This window comes from uncultured Kluyvera sp., from assembly GCF_902485085.1.
Lineage (GTDB): Bacteria > Pseudomonadota > Gammaproteobacteria > Enterobacterales > Enterobacteriaceae > Kluyvera > Kluyvera ascorbata.
The window spans coordinates 1-16,770 of record NZ_CABTJS010000181.1 but is presented as its reverse complement, the minus strand read 5'-3'; the positions used below and the strand labels follow the sequence as shown (position 1 = coordinate 16,770).

Sequence of the window (16,770 nt, the reverse complement as noted above, 5' to 3'; positions counted from 1 at the left end):
GACGTATACCGTCTGCAGGGCGTTAAGATTAACGATAAACACATCGAAGTTATCGTTCGTCAGATGCTGCGTAAAGCCACCATCGAAAGCGCTGGTAGCTCCGACTTCCTGGAAGGCGAACAGGTTGAATACTCCCGCGTTAAGATTGCTAACCGCGATCTGGAAGCGAACGGCAAAGTGGGCGCAACCTTCGCTCGCGATCTGCTGGGTATCACCAAAGCGTCTCTGGCAACCGAGTCGTTCATCTCTGCAGCATCGTTCCAGGAGACCACGCGTGTCCTGACCGAAGCAGCCGTTGCGGGCAAACGCGACGAACTGCGCGGCCTGAAAGAGAACGTTATCGTGGGTCGTCTGATCCCGGCTGGTACCGGTTATGCGTACCACCAGGATCGTATCCGTCGCCGTGCGGCGGGCGAAGTTTCTGCAGCACCTCAGGTGAGTGCAGAAGAAGCGACCGCGAGCCTGGCAGAACTGCTGAACGCAGGTCTGGGTGGCTCTGATAACGACTAATCGTTCACGCTAGTGCGATAAGTTGAAAGGCCAGTCTTCGGACTGGCCTTTTTTATTGCTGTTTTTACGACTGCCCCACTTTTACTGCGTCCGGAAACCTCTCTGGAATATTGTGCAGTGCCTCACTCTGACCCGAATTTTGCTTGACTATACTCCATCGGGTAGTGCGTCTAACCCTACCTATAAAAATGGATAACATCATGAATAAAAAAGTCTTTTCACGCTTCGTTGGTACCGCTATCGCCATAGCGCTGTCGGCAGCCATCGTCACCCCTGCTTTTGCCGCTGATGCGCCAGCGCATAAGCCGAAAGTCGCGCTGGTGATGAAGTCACTGGCGAATGAGTTCTTCCTGACCATGGAAAACGGGGCCAAGGATTACCAAAAGAAAAACGCGGACAAGTTCGATCTCGTGTCCAACGGTATTAAAAATGAGACGGATACTGCGAATCAGATTCAGATTGTAGAGCAGATGATTGTCTCCAAAGCCGACGCCATTATCATCGCGCCTTCTGACTCTAAAGCACTGGTACCGGTGGTGAAAAAGGCGGTAGATGCCGGGATTCTGGTGATTAATATCGACAACCAATTTGACCCTACGGTGCTGAAAGACAAAGGGCTGAACGTGCCGTTCGTTGGGCCGAATAACCGTAAAGGCGCGAAAGATATCGGCGACTATCTGGCAAAACACCTGAAGGCGGGCGATGAGGTGGGCATTATCGAAGGGATCCCTACATCGACCAACTCCCAGCAGCGTACGCTAGGCTTCCAGGACGCGATGTCTGCTGGTGGCATGAAGGTGGTTTCCGTCCAGTCCGGTCAGTGGGAGATGAACAATGCCAACACCATTGCCGCTGCCATGCTGAGTGAATATCCAAATATCAAAGCGCTGCTGGCGGACAACGATAACATGGCATTAGGTGCGGTCTCTGCCATTCGCGCAGCGGGTAAACGTGGACAGGTTCAGGTGGTTGGCTATGACAACATCGAAGCCATTAAACCGATGCTGCAGGATGGCCGCGTGCTGGCGACCGCCGATCAGTTTGCGTCTCAACAGGCGGTCTTTGGTATTAACACCGCGCTGGATGCGCTGAAAGCCGGTAAAAAACAGAGCGAACTTTCCGGCAGCGTAGAAACCCCGGTCAAGCTGATTGTGAAACAGTAACCCGGCGCTTATTCCCCGGGGCGCAGGTTAACGGCCCCGGTTTTTACAGGGATCCGATAGATCGGGTTGCGTGCGCGAAATGGCTGAATATCAAGAAATTCTGTCAATGTCCGGCGTGGGTAAAACCTACAACGAACCGGTGCTGACCAATATTAATCTCAGTTTATACAGCGGCAAGGTGCTGGCGCTGACCGGAGAGAACGGTGCCGGGAAAAGTACGTTGTCGAAAATTATCGGCGGGCTGATTTCGTCCACCACCGGTACCATGACCTACCTCGGGCAGCCCTATGCTCCTGCCAGTCGTAAGGAAGCGGAAAAGCTCGGCGTCCGCATGGTGATGCAGGAACTCAACTTACTGCCGACATTAACCATCGCCGAAAATCTCTTTCTCGATCAATTGCCGAACCGGGCAGGGTGGATCAACCGTAAGCGCCTGCGGGAGATGTCCGCGCCGGTAATGGCGATGGTCGGCCTGCAGGGACTTGACCCGGATATGCTGGTGGGTGAGCTGGGAATGGGGCACCAGCAGATGATCGAAATCGCCCGTAACCTGATTGGCGATAGCCGCATTCTTATCCTTGATGAACCTACGGCCATGCTCACCAGCCGTGAAGTTGAGCTGCTGTTCGAGCAGATTACGCGCTTTAAGCAGCGTGGCGTCTCCCTTATCTATATCTCTCACCGCCTTGATGAACTGGCACAAATCGCCGATGACATCATGGTTCTGCGCGACGGCAACGTGGTCTGTACTGACGATATCAAGCGTTATAACAGCGATCAGCTGGTTTCCTTGATGGTGGGGCGCGACCTCGAGAGTACGCTGGACGTTAGCGCCCGCAGGCAGGGCAACCCCATTCTGCAGGTGGAGCATTTCACGCGCGGGAAAGTGCTACAGGATATCTCACTGACGCTGCATCGCGGCGAAGTACTGGGCGTGAGTGGCCTGGTCGGCGCGGGGCGTACTGAGCTGATGCGGGCTATTTTTGGCGCGGACCCTATCGATAGCGGGCAGTTGAAGGTTGGCGACCCGCTCAAACCCGTGACGATTCGTTCGCCTTCGGAGGCTATTGCTCACCGCATTGCGCTGGTGACGGAAGACCGAAAAGGTGAAGGTTTGCTGTTACCGCATTCGGTGTCGGCAAATACGGCGCTCGGGAACAGCGATAAAGTCAGCAGCCTGTCGTGGCTCCATGCGGACAAGGAGCGGCAGTTGGCGCAGAAATACATCACCCGGCTGGGCATCCGTACGTCGGGAACGGAGTTGGCGGTCGACAGCCTGTCAGGCGGCAACCAGCAAAAGGTACTGATCGCCAGATGGCTGGAACGTAACTGCGACGTCATCCTTTTCGATGAACCCACCCGCGGCATTGACGTAGGGGCCAAGCGCGATATTTATCTGCTGCTCAATGAGCTGACGCAAAGCGGGAAAGGGCTGATGGTTGTCTCCAGCGATCTGCGCGAGCTCATGCTGATATGCGATCGTATTGCCGTGCTCTCCGCTGGCAAGCTGGTGGAGACGTTTACCCGCGACGACTGGACCCAGGATGCAATTCTGGCCGCCGCTTTTTCTGGCTATCAGCACGCCACAGGGAGTTTGCAGGATGAGTAATTCAACGCTGTCTATTAACCGTCGCGCCGCAACATGGCGGGGGCTGAGCCGCTATCTGGGATTAATCGGCGCGCTGCTGGCGATGATTATCCTGTTCTCCTTTTTAAGCGATCACTTCCTGAGCCTCAACACGTTTAGCACCATCGCCAACCAGATCCCCGACCTGATGGTGATGTCGGTGGGTATGACGTTCGTGCTGATTATTGCCGGTATCGATCTGTCGGTAGGGTCCGTGCTGGCACTATCGGCGGCGGTTGTAAGCGTCACCTATCTTAACCTGCACTGGTCGCCCTGGCTGGCAGCGTTGGCTGGGATTGCGGTGGCGACGGTTGTTGGTGCGCTGACGGGGCTGATTTCCGTTATCTGGCGCATCCCGACGTTTATTGTCTCGCTCGGTATGCTGGAGATGGCGCGCGGCAGCGCCTACCAACTGACGGACTCTCGCACGGCCTATATCGGCTCCAGCTTCGACTTCCTGGCCGACCCGATTGCGTTCGGTATCTCGCCGTCGTTTGTGATTGCAGTACTGGTAATTCTGATAGGGCAAGGGGTGCTTACCCGCACGATTTTTGGCCGTCACCTGATTGGTATCGGCACCAACGAGGAGGCAGTAAGGCTCTCGGGTATTAATCCTGCGCCGTACAAAGTCATCGTGTTTGCACTGATGGGAGCGCTGTCTGGCCTCGCGTCGCTCTTCCAGGTCGCTCGTCTGGAAGCAGCGGACCCCAACGGCGGCGTTGGGATGGAGCTACAGGTGATTGCGGCAGTGGTGATTGGCGGTACCAGTCTGATGGGCGGGCGAGGCTCGGTGGTTTGCACGTTCCTCGGCGCGCTGATTATCTCCGTACTGGCGGCAGGTCTGGCGCAGATAGGTGCGAGTGAGCCAACCAAACGCGTCATCACCGGTGCCGTCATCGTGGTTGCCGTTGTACTCGATACCTACCGAAGCCACCGGCAGAAAAAAGGATAAATAAAAAAACAAAGGCACCCCCGTAGGGGTGCCTTCTGTATCTATGCGATGACGTGGTTAGCTAACCAGTGGAATACGACGATACAGTTCAATCATGTCGGTTGCCAGATCCTGAATAACCATAGCGTTCATCAGGTGGTCCTGGGAGTGAACGGTGATCAGGTTAACCGGCAGTTTACCTGTACCTTCGTCGATGCCGATAAGCTGGGTCTGGATACCATGGGCCAGTTTGACGAACTCGCGAGACTCTTCCATCGCTTTTTCCGCGCCCTCAAAGTCACCTTTGCGAGCCAGTTGCAGCGCAGTTAATGCTGAACTACGTGCGGCACCGGCGTTCACCAGCAGTTCCATGATGATTGATTCTAAATCTTCCACGTCTTTCTCACTCCATTAACTTAAGGGCTTTCTCAAGCACGACATCGCCTTTCATCATGCCGTAGTCCATCATGTCGATGACCGCGACCTTTTTACCCAACGGGTCAGCCAGCGCCTGAAGCTTAGCTTGTTCATACTTCACCTGCGGACCCAACAGCACGATGTCCGCGTCATTGATGTTCGCTTTAAATTCGGCCACCGGTACGGCTTTAATTGAGACTTCAATGCCTTTTTTCTGTGCAGCATCCTTCATGCGTTGAACCAACATGCTGGTGGACATACCTGCAGCGCAGCATAAAACGATATTCTTCATAATGCTCCCTCATGACCCGTGATGAATCATGTTTATCGCGAGCTGAAACGATCAACAACCGCTTTACAACGATTGTGTGTAAGCCATCACAAAGATCATCTCAAAAAACTGAAACCGGTTACATTTTTTTGTGTTTAACGTGCAAAATCCGGAAAGATGGGTAGCCTGGCCGGGCAATGCGACGCCGGGATTTGGCACCGAGCCGCCCCGGCGTCGGTGCACTTCGTTCGGGCTACGCGTCGTGGGTCGTACGCAGGATGCGGTTTTTCCCTTGGCGTTTGGCTTTATAAAGCGCCTCGTCGACGCTTGAAACCAGATGATCCAGCGTCTCCATATGCCATTCACCTAGCCCGGCGCTGAAGGTCACATGGAGCCCTTCTTCACGCCAGTTTCTATTGGCGACGTTTATCCGCCACAGCTCAAGCAGCGCAGAAGCCTCGGCAATATGTTCAGCGGTGAAGATAACCGCGAACTCCTCACCGCCGTAGCGGTAGAGCGACAGCCCGTGCGCCTGGAGAATGGTGATCCCTTCGCGCGCCACGTTTCGCAGCACGATATCGCCACTGAGGTGGCCCCAGGTATCATTAATGGATTTGAAGTTATCGATATCGACCAGCGCCAGCGAAAAGGGCTGCCGCTCCGCCATCAACGCGGTCATGTCGGTATCAAAGGCCCAACGGTTTTTACAGCCGGTGAGTGAATCGACGGTAGCCTGACGGACGTAGGCCCTTTCTCGTTCTTTGTTGGTTTCAATCGCTTTATGCAGCATCACTTCAAGGCCGGGCGCACGGTTAGTGTCGCCGGTTTTGATAGCGTTAATGATATTCATCAGGATGCCGCGGGAAGCATGACGCAGATACAGACCGAAGGTGATGATGATAAGCCCGGCCAGCGCAAAGCCCCAGGAGATGATGATACTTTCATGCTGTGCCAGCATGCTGAGCGTATGGCCGGAGACTTTATAAATCACGAACCAGTCGGGGTTGGTGAAGGAGTAGTAGTAATACCAGGTGCGGCTGCCTTTATCGAAAACTTCGCCCTCACCGGCCGTCATGCCGCTCAGGATCTGGGGGGAAATAACCTTCTGGAAGAGCTTGCCGTTGTCAGAATGCAGTAGCGCCTGACCTTGACGATTGACGACAAAGAATTCTCCCTGAACAGGGGGTCTCATTTGCCGGAGCGTATGGCTCATGGCGGCCAGGTCAAAATGGAATGCCAGCGTTCCTTTCAGCTTGCCGTCGGTCAAAATCACCGGTTTTGCTAGCGTAACGGTCTGATGTTGAGTAAAGAAATCGACATAGGGCTGGGTATACCGGCTGAAAATTCCCGCGTCTCCTTGATGAACAAACCAGGGGCGGGTTGTGGCATCAAAGACGGGCGCATTCTGGCGTTGAACCACCTGCGGGGCCCGCATGTAGTGGCCTTCAGTATCGGCGATAGATAATGAGGATACGGTTGGCATCATTGACAGCAGTTGCATCATCGATTGCTGCCCTTGAACCGGGTCGAGATTCACCAGTCGATTCAGCTCGTCATCACGGGCTAAATAGGTTGCGGCGCGGCCCAGGATATAATCATTTTCATGGAGAATGGATTCGGTGTAATTGACCGCGAGATTATGGGTGAAGTTGCGGTTAATGCCATGATAATCGCGAATAATATCGTTGCGCTGGATGACAGTCACCAGAGCCGCAATAATAATAAAACTCAGTAGAATACCAGCAAAACTGATAAAAATCGGGGTAGTAAACGACAGCCGTCTACTGTGAGAACTCATCATGGTTTCCATTCCTCGGGGGGATTGCAGAAGACCAGAGCGAGTTGGTACTGCAATATGACACCTATATTTATAACTTGATAATTATACTTTATTGGTGTGAAGATGAATATTTGTTCTAAATATATAGATTAAATCACTGCTTATAATCGGTTTTTATGAAATATTCTTTCGTTAAAATCGAAGGAAGGGCAGTAAAAAAACAAATACTGCCCTGAAGAAGTGTAGCCAATTTTCAGCGTGCTGCGCTGCGCCCCAACCAATTATCCCAGTCTTTCCAGACCGGCTGTAGTCCACGGGCGGTAAGTGCATCCGCGACTTCGGCAGGTGTTCTGGCATCATGCGGTGAGAATTGTTCGAGCTCCGGGCGATTGTCGGCGTAGCCACCAGGCTGCGTTTTCGAAAACGCGCTGACATTGTTGATGGCGAGTGGAATCACGCGGTCACGGAACCACGGTGATTCGCGTGTGGAGAGCGACAGCTCCGTTTCCGGGGAGAACAGGCGGAACGCGCAAATAGTTTGTACCAGCTGACGTTCATCCATCAACGATGCTGGCTCAATGCCGCCCGCGCACGGACGCAGCCGTGGGAAAGAGATGGAATAACGGCTTTGCCAATAACGCTGCTGTAGCCACATCAGGTGCTCGGCAACCATAAAACAGTCCACCCGCCAGCTATCGGAAAGGCCAATCAGCGCGCCGAGACCGATTTTATCGATCCCCGCTTGTCCCAGACGGTCCGGCGTATCGAGCCGCCAGAAGAAGTCCTGCTTTTTGCCTTTCAGATGGTGCTGCGCGTACATCGCTTCATGGTAGGTCTCCTGATAGACCATCACCCCATCCAACCCCAGCGTTTTAAGCTCGGCATACTCTTCGGTGGCCAGCGGCTGCACTTCCATATGCAACGAGGCAAACTGCTGGCGAATATCCGGCAGGTGGCGACGGAAGTAGTCCATGCCCACCTTACTTTGGTGTTCGCCGGTAACCAGCAGGAGATGCTCAAACCCCATCTCGCGTATCGCCGCACACTCGCGGGCGATTTCCGCTTCATCCAGCGTCTTGCGTTTAATACGGTTGCTCATGGAGAAGCCGCAGTAGGTACAGTCGTTGGCGCAGAGGTTCGAGAGATAAAGCGGCACGTAGAAGCTGACGGTATTGCCAAAGCGTTGGCGGGTGAGTTTTTGCGCCCGCTGCGCCATGGGTTCCAGATAGTCGGCAGCAGCGGGGGAGAGCAGGGCCATCAGATCGTCGCGGCTAAGCTGTGAAGCGCCGAGCGCCCGTTCCACGTCGGCGGCCGTTTTGCCGTTGATGCGTAAACGGATGTCGTCCCATTCCAGCTGTCGCCAGCGGTCGCTGAACGTTTTCATGCCAGCGCCTCCAGAAAGCCGGTTAATGGGCTGGTGGCGCTTGCCTGTGTGCTTCGATTTCCCGGCACCGCCTGACGCGCCAGCAGCCCGGCTTCTACCGCCAGACGGAAAGCGGTCGCCATGGTCACCGGATCGTCCGCCACGGCAATGGCCGTGTTGACCAGCACAGCATCAGCGCCCATCTCCAGCGCCTGCGCCGCGTGGCTAGGCACGCCGATCCCGGCATCCACCACCACCGGTACGGTGGCCTGCTGGATGATAATCTCCAGCATGGCTTTGGTTTCCAGCCCCTGATTAGAACCGATAGGCGCACCCAGCGGCATCACTGCCGCACAGCCGACTTCTTCCAGCCGCTTGCACAGCACCGGGTCCGCGCCGCAGTAGGGCAGCACCACAAAGCCTTGCTTCACCAGCGCTTCGGCGGCCTTCAGCGTTTCAATCGGGTCTGGCAGCAGCCAGCGGGCATCGGGGTGAATTTCGAGCTTCAGCCAGTTTGTTCCCAGCGCTTCACGCGCCAGTTGGGCGGCGAAGATGGCTTCTTCGGCGGTTTTGGCTCCCGAGGTGTTGGGTAGCAGCGTCACGCCCGCGTCAACCAGCGGAGCAAGGATGGCGTCGTTGTGCTGACGTAAATCGACCCGCTTCATCGCCAGCGTCACCAGTTGGCTGCCGGAGGCGCGAATGGCTTCGACCATCAGCGAGGACGAGGCAAATTTGCCGGTGCCGGTGAACAGATGTGAATCAAACGTTTTGTCCGCAATGCGTAACATATCAACCCCCTGCAATAACCTGAAAGAGCAGGATCTGGTCGCCTTCCTGCACGATGTGCTGCTGCCACTGGTCGCGTGGCAGAATCTGTTGGTTCAGCGCCAGCGCGGTACCCGGCTTGAGCTGATTAAGCGTGGCGAGCAGCTCGCTGACGGTTTGTCCCTCGGCGCACTGCATTGCTTCATCATTGAACTGAATCTGCATGTCGCCCCCCGCATACCGGGCAGCCTACGGCGCGACGCAGCGCGAGGCTGCGCCATTGGCTGGTTTTGCCGTCAAACAGGCGCAGCTCGCCGCTCGGCGTATCGATACCGCTCAGCAGCTTAATGGCCTCCAGCGCCTGTAACGTGCCCATCACACCCACCACGGGGCCGACGATGCCCGCCGTGCGACAGTTACGCTCCGGCTCGGCATCATCCGGCCACAGACAGCGGTAGCAGCCTTGCTCCCACGGCGGCGTCAGCACCATGATCTGGCCGCCAAAGCCGACGGCGCTGGCGGTGACGAGTGGCGTATTGAGCGCCACGCAGGCGGCGTTGATCGCCTGACGTGTCGCCATGTTGTCGGTGCAGTCGAGCACCACGTCGGCGCGCGATACCGCGTGACGCAGCGCGTCGCCGCTCAGCCGCTGCTCTAGCGCCACCAGGTCGATATCCGGGTTAAGCCGCGCCAGTCGCTGCTGGGTGACCTGCGATTTTGCGCGGGCAATATCGTCGGTGGTGAACAGGATTTGACGCTGCAGATTGCTGAGGTATACCTCATCGTCGTCCGCCAGCGTCAGCGTGCCGACGCCCGCACCGGCCAGATACAGCGCGGCGGGCGAGCCCAGACCGCCTAATCCGACAATCAGCACATGGCTGCCGAGCAGCTTTTGCTGCCCTTCAATGGCGATATCACCGAGCAGGATCTGCCGGCTATAACGCATAAAGTCGCGGTCATTCATCGCCGACTCCCGCTATTGCCAGCAGTTGCGCCGTGGCTTCACGCCAGTCCGCCGCCTGGGTAATGGCGCTGACCACGGCAATACTGCCCACGCCGGTCGCCAGCACGTCAGGCGCCCGCGCAAGGCTGATGCCGCCGATGGCGACGGTTGGATAGTCGGCCAGACGCGCAATATGACCCGCCAACTGCGTCAGCCCCTGCGGTGCGGAAGGCATCTGCTTGGTTTGGGTTGGGAAGACGTGGCCCAGCGCGATATACGACGGGCGAGCGGCGATCGCTATATCAATCTCCATATCATCGTGGGTCGATACGCCAAGGCGGAGACCCGCGGCCTGGATGGCTTTCAGATCGGTGGTTTCCAGGTCTTCCTGACCCAGATGCACCCCGTAGGCGCGATGCTTGATAGCCAATCTCCAGTAGTCGTTGATAAACAGCCGGGCGTCATAGCGACGCCCCAGCGCGATGGCGGCAATCACGTCCGCTTCGACCTCATCATCGCGTTTGTCTTTGATACGCAGTTGGATAGTGCGCACGCCAGCCTCCAGCAGGCGCTCAATCCACTGCACGCTGTCCACCACCGGATAGAGCCCGAGGCGGAACGGTACCGTTGGGAAATCGGGCTGATACATCAGGCCTCCTCGCGTTTCAGGTAGATCTCACCGCCTTTGGCGCGGAAGTTCTCCGACATATCCGCCATGCCCACTTCAATGGTCTGAGCGGCGGCGTAGTCGCGCACTTCCTGGCTGATTTTCATCGAGCAGAATTTCGGTCCGCACATGGAGCAGAAGTGAGCGACTTTACCGGACTCCTGCGGCAGCGTTTCATCGTGGTAGGCGCGAGCGGTGAACGGGTCGAGCGCGAGGTTAAACTGATCTTCCCAGCGGAATTCAAAGCGCGCTTTCGACATCGCGTTATCGCGGATCTGCGCGCCCGGGTGTCCTTTCGCCAGGTCGGCGGCGTGAGCGGCAATCTTGTAGGTAATCAGCCCCTGCTTTACGTCTTCTTTGTTCGGCAGGCCGAGGTGCTCTTTCGGCGTGACGTAGCAGAGCATGGCGCAGCCAAACCAGCCAATCATTGCGGCGCCAATACCGGAGGTGAAGTGGTCGTAGCCCGGCGCAATGTCGGTGGTCAACGGCCCTAAGGTGTAGAATGGTGCTTCGTGGCAATGTTCCAGCTCTTCGGTCATGTTGCGCTGAATCATCTGCATCGGCACGTGGCCCGGGCCTTCAATCATCACCTGCACGTCATACTCCCAGGCGATTTTGGTCAGCTCGCCCAGCGTATGCAGCTCGGAGAACTGCGCTTCGTCGTTAGCATCCTGAATTGAGCCAGGGCGTAGACCATCGCCCAGCGACAGCGACACGTCGTAGGCCGCGCAGATTTCACAGATTTCGCGGAAGTGTTGGTAGAGGAAGTTTTCCTGATGATGGGAAAGGCACCATTTCGCCATGATGGAGCCGCCGCGTGACACAATGCCGGTCAGGCGTTTCGCGGTCATCGGCACATAGCGCAGCAGCACGCCCGCGTGAATGGTGAAGTAATCCACGCCCTGTTCGGCCTGCTCCAGCAGCGTATCGCGGAAGGCTTCCCAGGTCAGATCTTCGGCGATCCCGTTAACCTTCTCCAGCGCCTGGTAGATCGGCACGGTGCCGATCGGAACAGGGCTGTTACGCAGGATCCATTCGCGGGTTTCGTGGATATAGCGGCCGGTCGACAGGTCCATCACCGTATCCGCGCCCCAGCGGGTAGACCACACCAGTTTTTCCACTTCCTCTTCAATGGAGGACGTCACCGCTGAGTTACCGATATTGGCGTTGACCTTCACGAGGAAGTTACGGCCGATGATCATGGGCTCAGATTCCGGGTGGTTGATATTGGCAGGAATGATGGCGCGTCCGGCGGCCACTTCATCGCGCACGAATTCTGGCGTGATGTTTTCCGGCAGGCGCGCACCAAAGGCCATGCCCGGATGCTGGTGGCGTAATACTTCGCTGCGAATGCGCTCGCGCCCCATGTTTTCGCGAATGGCGATGAACTCCATTTCCGGCGTCACAATCCCCTGACGGGCATAGTGAAGTTGGGTAACGCATTTACCCGCTTTAGCGCGCTTTGGTGTCAACAGGCCGCTGAAGCGGAGATCGTCCAGACCGTCATCGGCCAGACGTTCTTTGGTGTAGGCGGAGCTGCGATCGTCCAGCTCTTCGCTGTCATCGCGAGCGGCAATCCACGGCTGGCGCAGTTTCGCCAGACCCTGCTGGACGTTAATCGCCACATCCGGGTCACCATAAGGGCCGGATGTGTCGTACACCGGCACCGCTTCGTTGTCTTCGAACTGTGGGTTCTCTTTATTGCCGCCAATCAGCGTGGGGCTCAGCTGAATTTCGCGCATCGGAATGCGGATATCGGGCTGCGAACCGGTGATGTAGATACGTTGGGAATTCGGGAACGCGGTGCCTTCCAGGGTATCAATAAAGCGTTGGGCCTGGGCGCGCTGCTCGCGGCGTGATGGTTTAGTAGTGACAGACATAGCTCATTCCAGATAAAAGTAAGGATATGGCTTGTCAGACGACGGATGAAGCAAGAGAGAAGATCGCCCTAGGGCGATGCGACTATAGATTGACTCTTGTTCCCTTCGCAGGTCTTAACCTGATCAGGTTCCGCGGATCCCGAATTAACGGTCTCAGCCCGTGCTTGCGCACTGGGCACTCCGACAAGAAGTAACCTCAAATGATGAGAGGTAATGAATGTAAACTACTCGTTAATGCGGCAAATCTCAAGCCGGGCGTTTGATTTCATCCGGGCCGAGCGCCTCGAAGGTCAGCATGATGAGCTGGTCTTCTAACAAAAAACGGGCCTCCAGCGCTTCACCGATATCGGACAGCGCCTGCTGGAATTCATACACGTTATCCTGGTCGATAGCGTTCTCCAGCGTAGAGTCGTAGTAGTCCATAATTTGTTGAGTATTGGCATCCAGCAGCGGCCAGATTTTACTGGCGTTTAAAAGCGGACTGTCGCCTTCCATTTTATGGATAATGCGTTCATAAATACTGAAATGACCGGCAGACAAATAGTCGACCAGGCGCTGACAAAAGTCATCAAGCGCTTTCTCGTTAAGACGCATGAACGATTCTTTGCCAGGCTTAAGGCCAACCAGATTGTAGTAAGCTACGAGCAGGTGCTTACGAATATTCAGCCAACGGTCGACCAGTTTGTGGTGTCCATGAATTCTCTCTTTTAGACTTTCTAACTGGTTTAACATAGGTTGACCCCGCATCGATAAGATTAAAATCTGCTCACGTCATTATGTAATAATAATGTTAACAACATGCCTGTGAAGCAAAGGTAGCGCAAGAGATATGGATCGTATAATTGAAAAATTGGATCGCGGCTGGTGGATAGTCAGCCACGAACAAAAATTATGGTTGCCCGGCGGGGAATTACCATATGGCGAAGCGGTAAATTTCGATCTTGTGGGTCAGCACGCACTCCAGATTGGCGAGTGGGAAGGCTCTCCGGTGTGGCTGGTACAGCAGCAGAAGCGTCATGATATGGGCACCGTGCGCCAGGTTCTTGACCAGGACGTGGGCCTGTTCCAGCTTGCTGGGCGCGGCGTGCAGCTGGCGGAGTTTTACCGTTCGCACAAATTCTGCGGCTACTGCGGCCACACTATGCACCCAAGCAAAACCGAATGGGCCATGCTGTGCAGCCACTGCCGTGAACGCTACTACCCGCAGATTGCACCGTGCATTATCGTCGCCATTCGCCGCGACGACTCCATTCTGCTTGCCCAACACGTTCGCCATCGCAACGGCGTGCATACCGTGCTGGCCGGTTTTGTCGAAGTGGGCGAAACCTTAGAGCAGGCGGTGGCGCGTGAAGTGATGGAAGAGAGCGGCATTAAGGTGAAGAACCTGCGCTACATCACCTCCCAGCCGTGGCCGTTCCCGCAGTCGCTGATGACCGCGTTTATGGCGGAGTATGACAGCGGCGACATTGTTATCGATCCCAAAGAGTTGCTTAACGCCAACTGGTATCGCTATGACGATCTGCCGCTCTTGCCACCACCGGGAACGGTGGCGCGTCGTCTGATCGAAGATACGGTGGCAATGTGTCGGGCTGATTACGACTGACATGTTACAATAGGCGCATCAACGCTAAAGGAATGTAAACATGAGCGAACTGAAGAACGATCGTTATCTGCGTGCGCTGCTGCGCCAGCCCGTAGACGTGACCCCGGTATGGATGATGCGCCAGGCAGGCCGCTATTTGCCGGAGTACAAGGCAACCCGCGCCCATGCAGGTGATTTTATGTCGCTGTGCAAAAACGCCGAGCTGGCCTGCGAAGTGACGCTGCAGCCGCTGCGTCGCTACCCGCTTGATGCGGCGATCCTCTTCTCGGATATCCTGACCATTCCGGATGCGATGGGGCTGGGACTCTATTTTGAAGCTGGGGAAGGCCCGCGCTTTACCTCGCCAATCACCAGTAAAGCGGATGTAGAAAAGCTGCCGATTCCGGACCCGGAAGGTGAGCTGGGCTACGTGATGAACGCAGTGCGCACCATTCGCCGTGAGCTGAAGGGTGAAGTGCCGCTGATTGGTTTCTCCGGTAGCCCGTGGACGCTGGCGACCTATATGGTGGAAGGCGGTAGCAGCAAAGCCTTTACCGTGATTAAAAAGATGATGTACGCCGACCCTAAAGCGCTGCATCTGCTGCTCGACAAGCTGGCGCAGAGCGTCACGCTGTACCTCAACGCGCAGATTAAAGCCGGCGCGCAGTCGGTGATGATTTTCGATACCTGGGGTGGCGTGCTGACCGGGCGCGACTATCAGCAGTTCTCGCTGTACTACATGCACAAAATCGTTGATGGCCTGCTGCGTGAAAATGACGGTCGCCGCGTGCCGGTGACGCTGTTCACCAAAGGTGGCGGTCAGTGGCTGGAAGCCATGGCGGAAACCGGCTGCGATGCGCTGGGGCTCGACTGGACTACCGATATCGCCGATGCGCGCCGTCGTGTGGGCCATAAAGTGGCGCTACAGGGCAATATGGACCCGTCCATGCTCTACGCGCCTGCGGCGCGCATTGAAGAAGAAGTGGCGACGATTCTGGCCGGTTTTGGTCAGGGCGAAGGCCACGTCTTCAACCTGGGACACGGTATTCATCAGGATGTGCCGCCAGAACACGCGGGTGTCTTCGTTGAAGCGGTGCACCGCCTGTCGGCGCAGTATCACCGCTAAGGCTGCCACGTGGATCTCGCGTCGCTGCGCGCGCAGCAACTGGATCTGGCGTCATCGGTGATCCGGGACGATCGTTTCGACGGCGATCCTCCGGATCTGATCGGCGGTGCCGACGTAGGCTTTGAGCTGGGCGGCGAAGTGACGCGAGCGGCGATGGTATTGCTGAAGTATCCATCGCTTGAGCTCGTGGAATATCAGGTGGCGCGTATTGCCACCACCATGCCGTATATCCCCGGTTTTCTCTCTTTTCGCGAAACCCCGGCCTTAATGGCGGCATGGCAGCAGCTTTCGCAAAAACCAGACTTGCTGTTTGTCGACGGTCATGGCATTTCGCATCCTCGCCGTTTGGGCGTTGCTAGCCATTTTGGTTTGCTGGCGGATGTTCCCACCATTGGCGTGGCGAAAAAGCGGCTGTGCGGTAAGTTTGAGCCGCTCCCGCCAGAAGCAGGCGCGCTCGCGCCGCTAATCGACAAAGGCGAACAGCTGGCATGGGTCTGGCGTAGCAAAGTGCGCTGCAACCCGCTGTTTATCTCCACGGGGCATCGCGTAAGCCTCGGGAGCGCGTTGGCGTGGGTACAGCGCTGCACCCAGGGCTACCGCCTGCCGGAACCCACGCGCTGGGCAGATGCTGTTGCATCGGAACGTCCGGCTTTTACGCGGCTTGCAGCAAAAATGCCCCATATCGGGTAAACTGCGTCTAATTTCCGTATTTGAGAACTCATCATGTTACAAAACCCGATTCATCTGCGTCTGGAGAAGCTGGAAAGCTGGCAGCACGTCACTTTCATGGCCTGCCTGTGTGAACGCATGTACCCGAACTACGCCATGTTCTGCAAAGAGTCGGAATTTGGTGAGCCGCAGGTGTACCGCCGTATTCTCGACCTCATCTGGGAAACCCTGACGGTCAAAGACGCGAAGGTGAACTTCGACAGCCAGCTGGAAAAACTGGAAGAGGCAATTCCGGCTGCCGACGATTACGACATGTACGGCGTTTACCCGGCGATCGATGCTTGCGTGGCATTAAGTGAATTAATTCACTCTCGCCTGAGCGGCGAAACGCTCGAACACGCGATCGAAGTCAGTAAGAGTTCTATTACTTCCGTCGCGATGCTGGAAATGACTCAGGCTGGTCGCGAAATGACCGATGAAGAGCTGCGTTTGAACCCTGCTGTAGAGCAAGAATGGGACATTCAGTGGGAGATTTTCCGCCTTTTAGCCGAGTGTGAAGAACGCGATATTGAACTGATTAAAGGGCTACGCGCAGACCTCCGCGAGGCCGGCGAGAGCAATATTGGTATAATTTTTCAGCAATGAGACAACAAAACGTGATTTACCGCCTGAATTGTAATGCCTGAAGGCTTCACATCTGCCCCCCGTCTGGTCTACATTTGGAGGGCGAAAAAAAGTGGCTATCGGTGCGTGTATGCAGGAGAGTGCTTTTATGGCATTTTCGTCGCACTCGATGCTTAGCAAGCGATAAACACATTGTAAGGATAACTTATGAACAAGACTCAACTGATTGATGTAATTGCGGACAAGGCTGAACTGTCTAAAACCCAGGCTAAAGCTGCACTGGAATCCACCCTGGCTGCTATTACTGAGTCTCTGAAAGAAGGTGATGCTGTACAACTGGTTGGTTTCGGTACCTTCAAAGTGAACCACCGCGCTGAGCGTACTGGCCGCAACCCGCAGACCGGTAAAGAAATCAAAATCGCCGCAGCTAACGTGCCGGCATTTGTTTCTGG

General features: G+C 56.0%; 18 protein-coding genes, 1 pseudogene and 1 riboswitch. Of the genes and pseudogenes, 9 read left to right on the top strand and 10 right to left on the bottom strand.

The window, feature by feature from the left end:
- The 4 genes and pseudogenes from RDN66_RS22720 to RDN66_RS22705 all read left to right on the top strand — a co-directional run.
- Positions 1–510, top strand: a pseudogene (locus tag RDN66_RS22720) (DNA-directed RNA polymerase subunit beta'); the annotation flags it as partial.
- Between the two features lie 200 nt (positions 511–710).
- A complete protein-coding gene (locus RDN66_RS22715) occupies positions 711–1,673 on the top strand; it encodes a sugar ABC transporter substrate-binding protein (protein ID WP_202216780.1) in 963 nt (320 codons plus the stop codon).
- A 79-nt stretch (positions 1,674–1,752) separates the two neighbouring features.
- On the top strand, positions 1,753–3,282 hold the full coding sequence (locus RDN66_RS22710) for a sugar ABC transporter ATP-binding protein (protein ID WP_202216779.1): 1,530 nt from the start codon (positions 1,753–1,755) through the stop codon (positions 3,280–3,282).
- The gene (locus RDN66_RS22705; protein WP_202216778.1) at positions 3,275–4,252 is read left to right on the top strand and encodes an ABC transporter permease; all 978 of its coding nucleotides are present in this window, start codon (positions 3,275–3,277) and stop codon (positions 4,250–4,252) included. The genes RDN66_RS22710 and RDN66_RS22705 overlap by 8 nt, the downstream gene beginning before the upstream one ends.
- A 57-nt stretch (positions 4,253–4,309) precedes the next feature.
- On the opposite strand, the gene RDN66_RS22700 is transcribed toward RDN66_RS22705, so the two are convergent.
- The 10 genes from RDN66_RS22700 to RDN66_RS22655 form a co-directional block, all read right to left on the bottom strand.
- Complete coding sequence (locus RDN66_RS22700) at positions 4,310–4,627, bottom strand: PTS lactose/cellobiose transporter subunit IIA (RefSeq protein ID WP_035895909.1); 318 nt, start codon at positions 4,625–4,627, stop codon at positions 4,310–4,312.
- A gap of 7 nt (positions 4,628–4,634) precedes the next feature.
- Positions 4,635–4,940, bottom strand: a complete 306-nt coding sequence (locus tag RDN66_RS22695; protein WP_035895906.1) for a PTS sugar transporter subunit IIB — start codon at positions 4,938–4,940, stop codon at positions 4,635–4,637.
- A 232-nt stretch (positions 4,941–5,172) separates the two neighbouring features.
- Positions 5,173–6,717 carry a diguanylate cyclase domain-containing protein gene (locus tag RDN66_RS22690; RefSeq protein ID WP_308538198.1) on the bottom strand — a complete coding sequence of 515 codons (1,545 nt, stop codon included), beginning with the start codon at positions 6,715–6,717 and terminating at the stop codon, positions 5,173–5,175.
- 235 nt (positions 6,718–6,952) lie between these two features.
- The gene (gene thiH / locus RDN66_RS22685; protein WP_202216777.1) at positions 6,953–8,083 is read right to left on the bottom strand and encodes a 2-iminoacetate synthase ThiH; all 1,131 of its coding nucleotides are present in this window, start codon (positions 8,081–8,083) and stop codon (positions 6,953–6,955) included.
- Positions 8,080–8,850, bottom strand: a complete 771-nt coding sequence (gene thiG / locus RDN66_RS22680) for a thiazole synthase (RefSeq protein WP_035896382.1) — start codon at positions 8,848–8,850, stop codon at positions 8,080–8,082. Before thiG ends, thiH begins: the two co-directional genes overlap by 4 nt.
- A gap of 1 nt (position 8,851) precedes the next feature.
- Positions 8,852–9,052, bottom strand: a complete 201-nt coding sequence (gene thiS, locus RDN66_RS22675) for a sulfur carrier protein ThiS (RefSeq protein ID WP_202216776.1) — start codon at positions 9,050–9,052, stop codon at positions 8,852–8,854.
- The gene (locus RDN66_RS22670) at positions 9,033–9,791 is read right to left on the bottom strand and encodes a HesA/MoeB/ThiF family protein (RefSeq protein WP_202216775.1); all 759 of its coding nucleotides are present in this window, start codon (positions 9,789–9,791) and stop codon (positions 9,033–9,035) included. Before RDN66_RS22670 ends, thiS begins: the two co-directional genes overlap by 20 nt.
- On the bottom strand, positions 9,784–10,419 hold the full coding sequence (gene thiE, locus RDN66_RS22665; protein ID WP_035896385.1) for a thiamine phosphate synthase: 636 nt from the start codon (positions 10,417–10,419) through the stop codon (positions 9,784–9,786). Before thiE ends, RDN66_RS22670 begins: the two co-directional genes overlap by 8 nt.
- Positions 10,419–12,317: a phosphomethylpyrimidine synthase ThiC gene (gene thiC, locus RDN66_RS22660; RefSeq protein WP_123652738.1), complete on the bottom strand. Its 1,899-nt coding sequence runs from the start codon at positions 12,315–12,317 to the stop codon at positions 10,419–10,421. Before thiC ends, thiE begins: the two co-directional genes overlap by 1 nt.
- An 83-nt stretch (positions 12,318–12,400) precedes the next feature.
- A riboswitch (TPP riboswitch) is annotated at positions 12,401–12,510 on the bottom strand.
- Between the two features lie 53 nt (positions 12,511–12,563).
- Positions 12,564–13,049 (bottom strand): Rsd/AlgQ family anti-sigma factor, encoded by a 486-nt coding sequence (locus tag RDN66_RS22655; protein ID WP_035896387.1) that lies wholly within the window; start codon positions 13,047–13,049, stop codon positions 12,564–12,566.
- Positions 13,050–13,146: 97 nt separating this feature from the next.
- Between RDN66_RS22655 and nudC the strand changes: the two genes are divergently transcribed.
- The 5 genes from nudC to hupA form a co-directional block, all read left to right on the top strand.
- Positions 13,147–13,920 carry an NAD(+) diphosphatase gene (gene nudC / locus RDN66_RS22650; RefSeq protein ID WP_035896388.1) on the top strand — a complete coding sequence of 258 codons (774 nt, stop codon included), beginning with the start codon at positions 13,147–13,149 and terminating at the stop codon, positions 13,918–13,920.
- Between the two features lie 40 nt (positions 13,921–13,960).
- A complete protein-coding gene (gene hemE / locus RDN66_RS22645) occupies positions 13,961–15,025 on the top strand; it encodes a uroporphyrinogen decarboxylase (RefSeq protein WP_035896389.1) in 1,065 nt (354 codons plus the stop codon).
- Positions 15,026–15,034: 9 nt separating this feature from the next.
- Positions 15,035–15,715 carry a deoxyribonuclease V gene (gene nfi / locus RDN66_RS22640; protein ID WP_202216773.1) on the top strand — a complete coding sequence of 227 codons (681 nt, stop codon included), beginning with the start codon at positions 15,035–15,037 and terminating at the stop codon, positions 15,713–15,715.
- Between the two features lie 33 nt (positions 15,716–15,748).
- A complete protein-coding gene (locus RDN66_RS22635; RefSeq protein ID WP_035896391.1) occupies positions 15,749–16,339 on the top strand; it encodes a YjaG family protein in 591 nt (196 codons plus the stop codon).
- 186 nt (positions 16,340–16,525) lie between these two features.
- A partial coding sequence (hupA, locus tag RDN66_RS22630; protein ID WP_308538197.1) for a nucleoid-associated protein HU-alpha occupies positions 16,526–16,770 on the top strand: 245 nt, incomplete at its 3' end.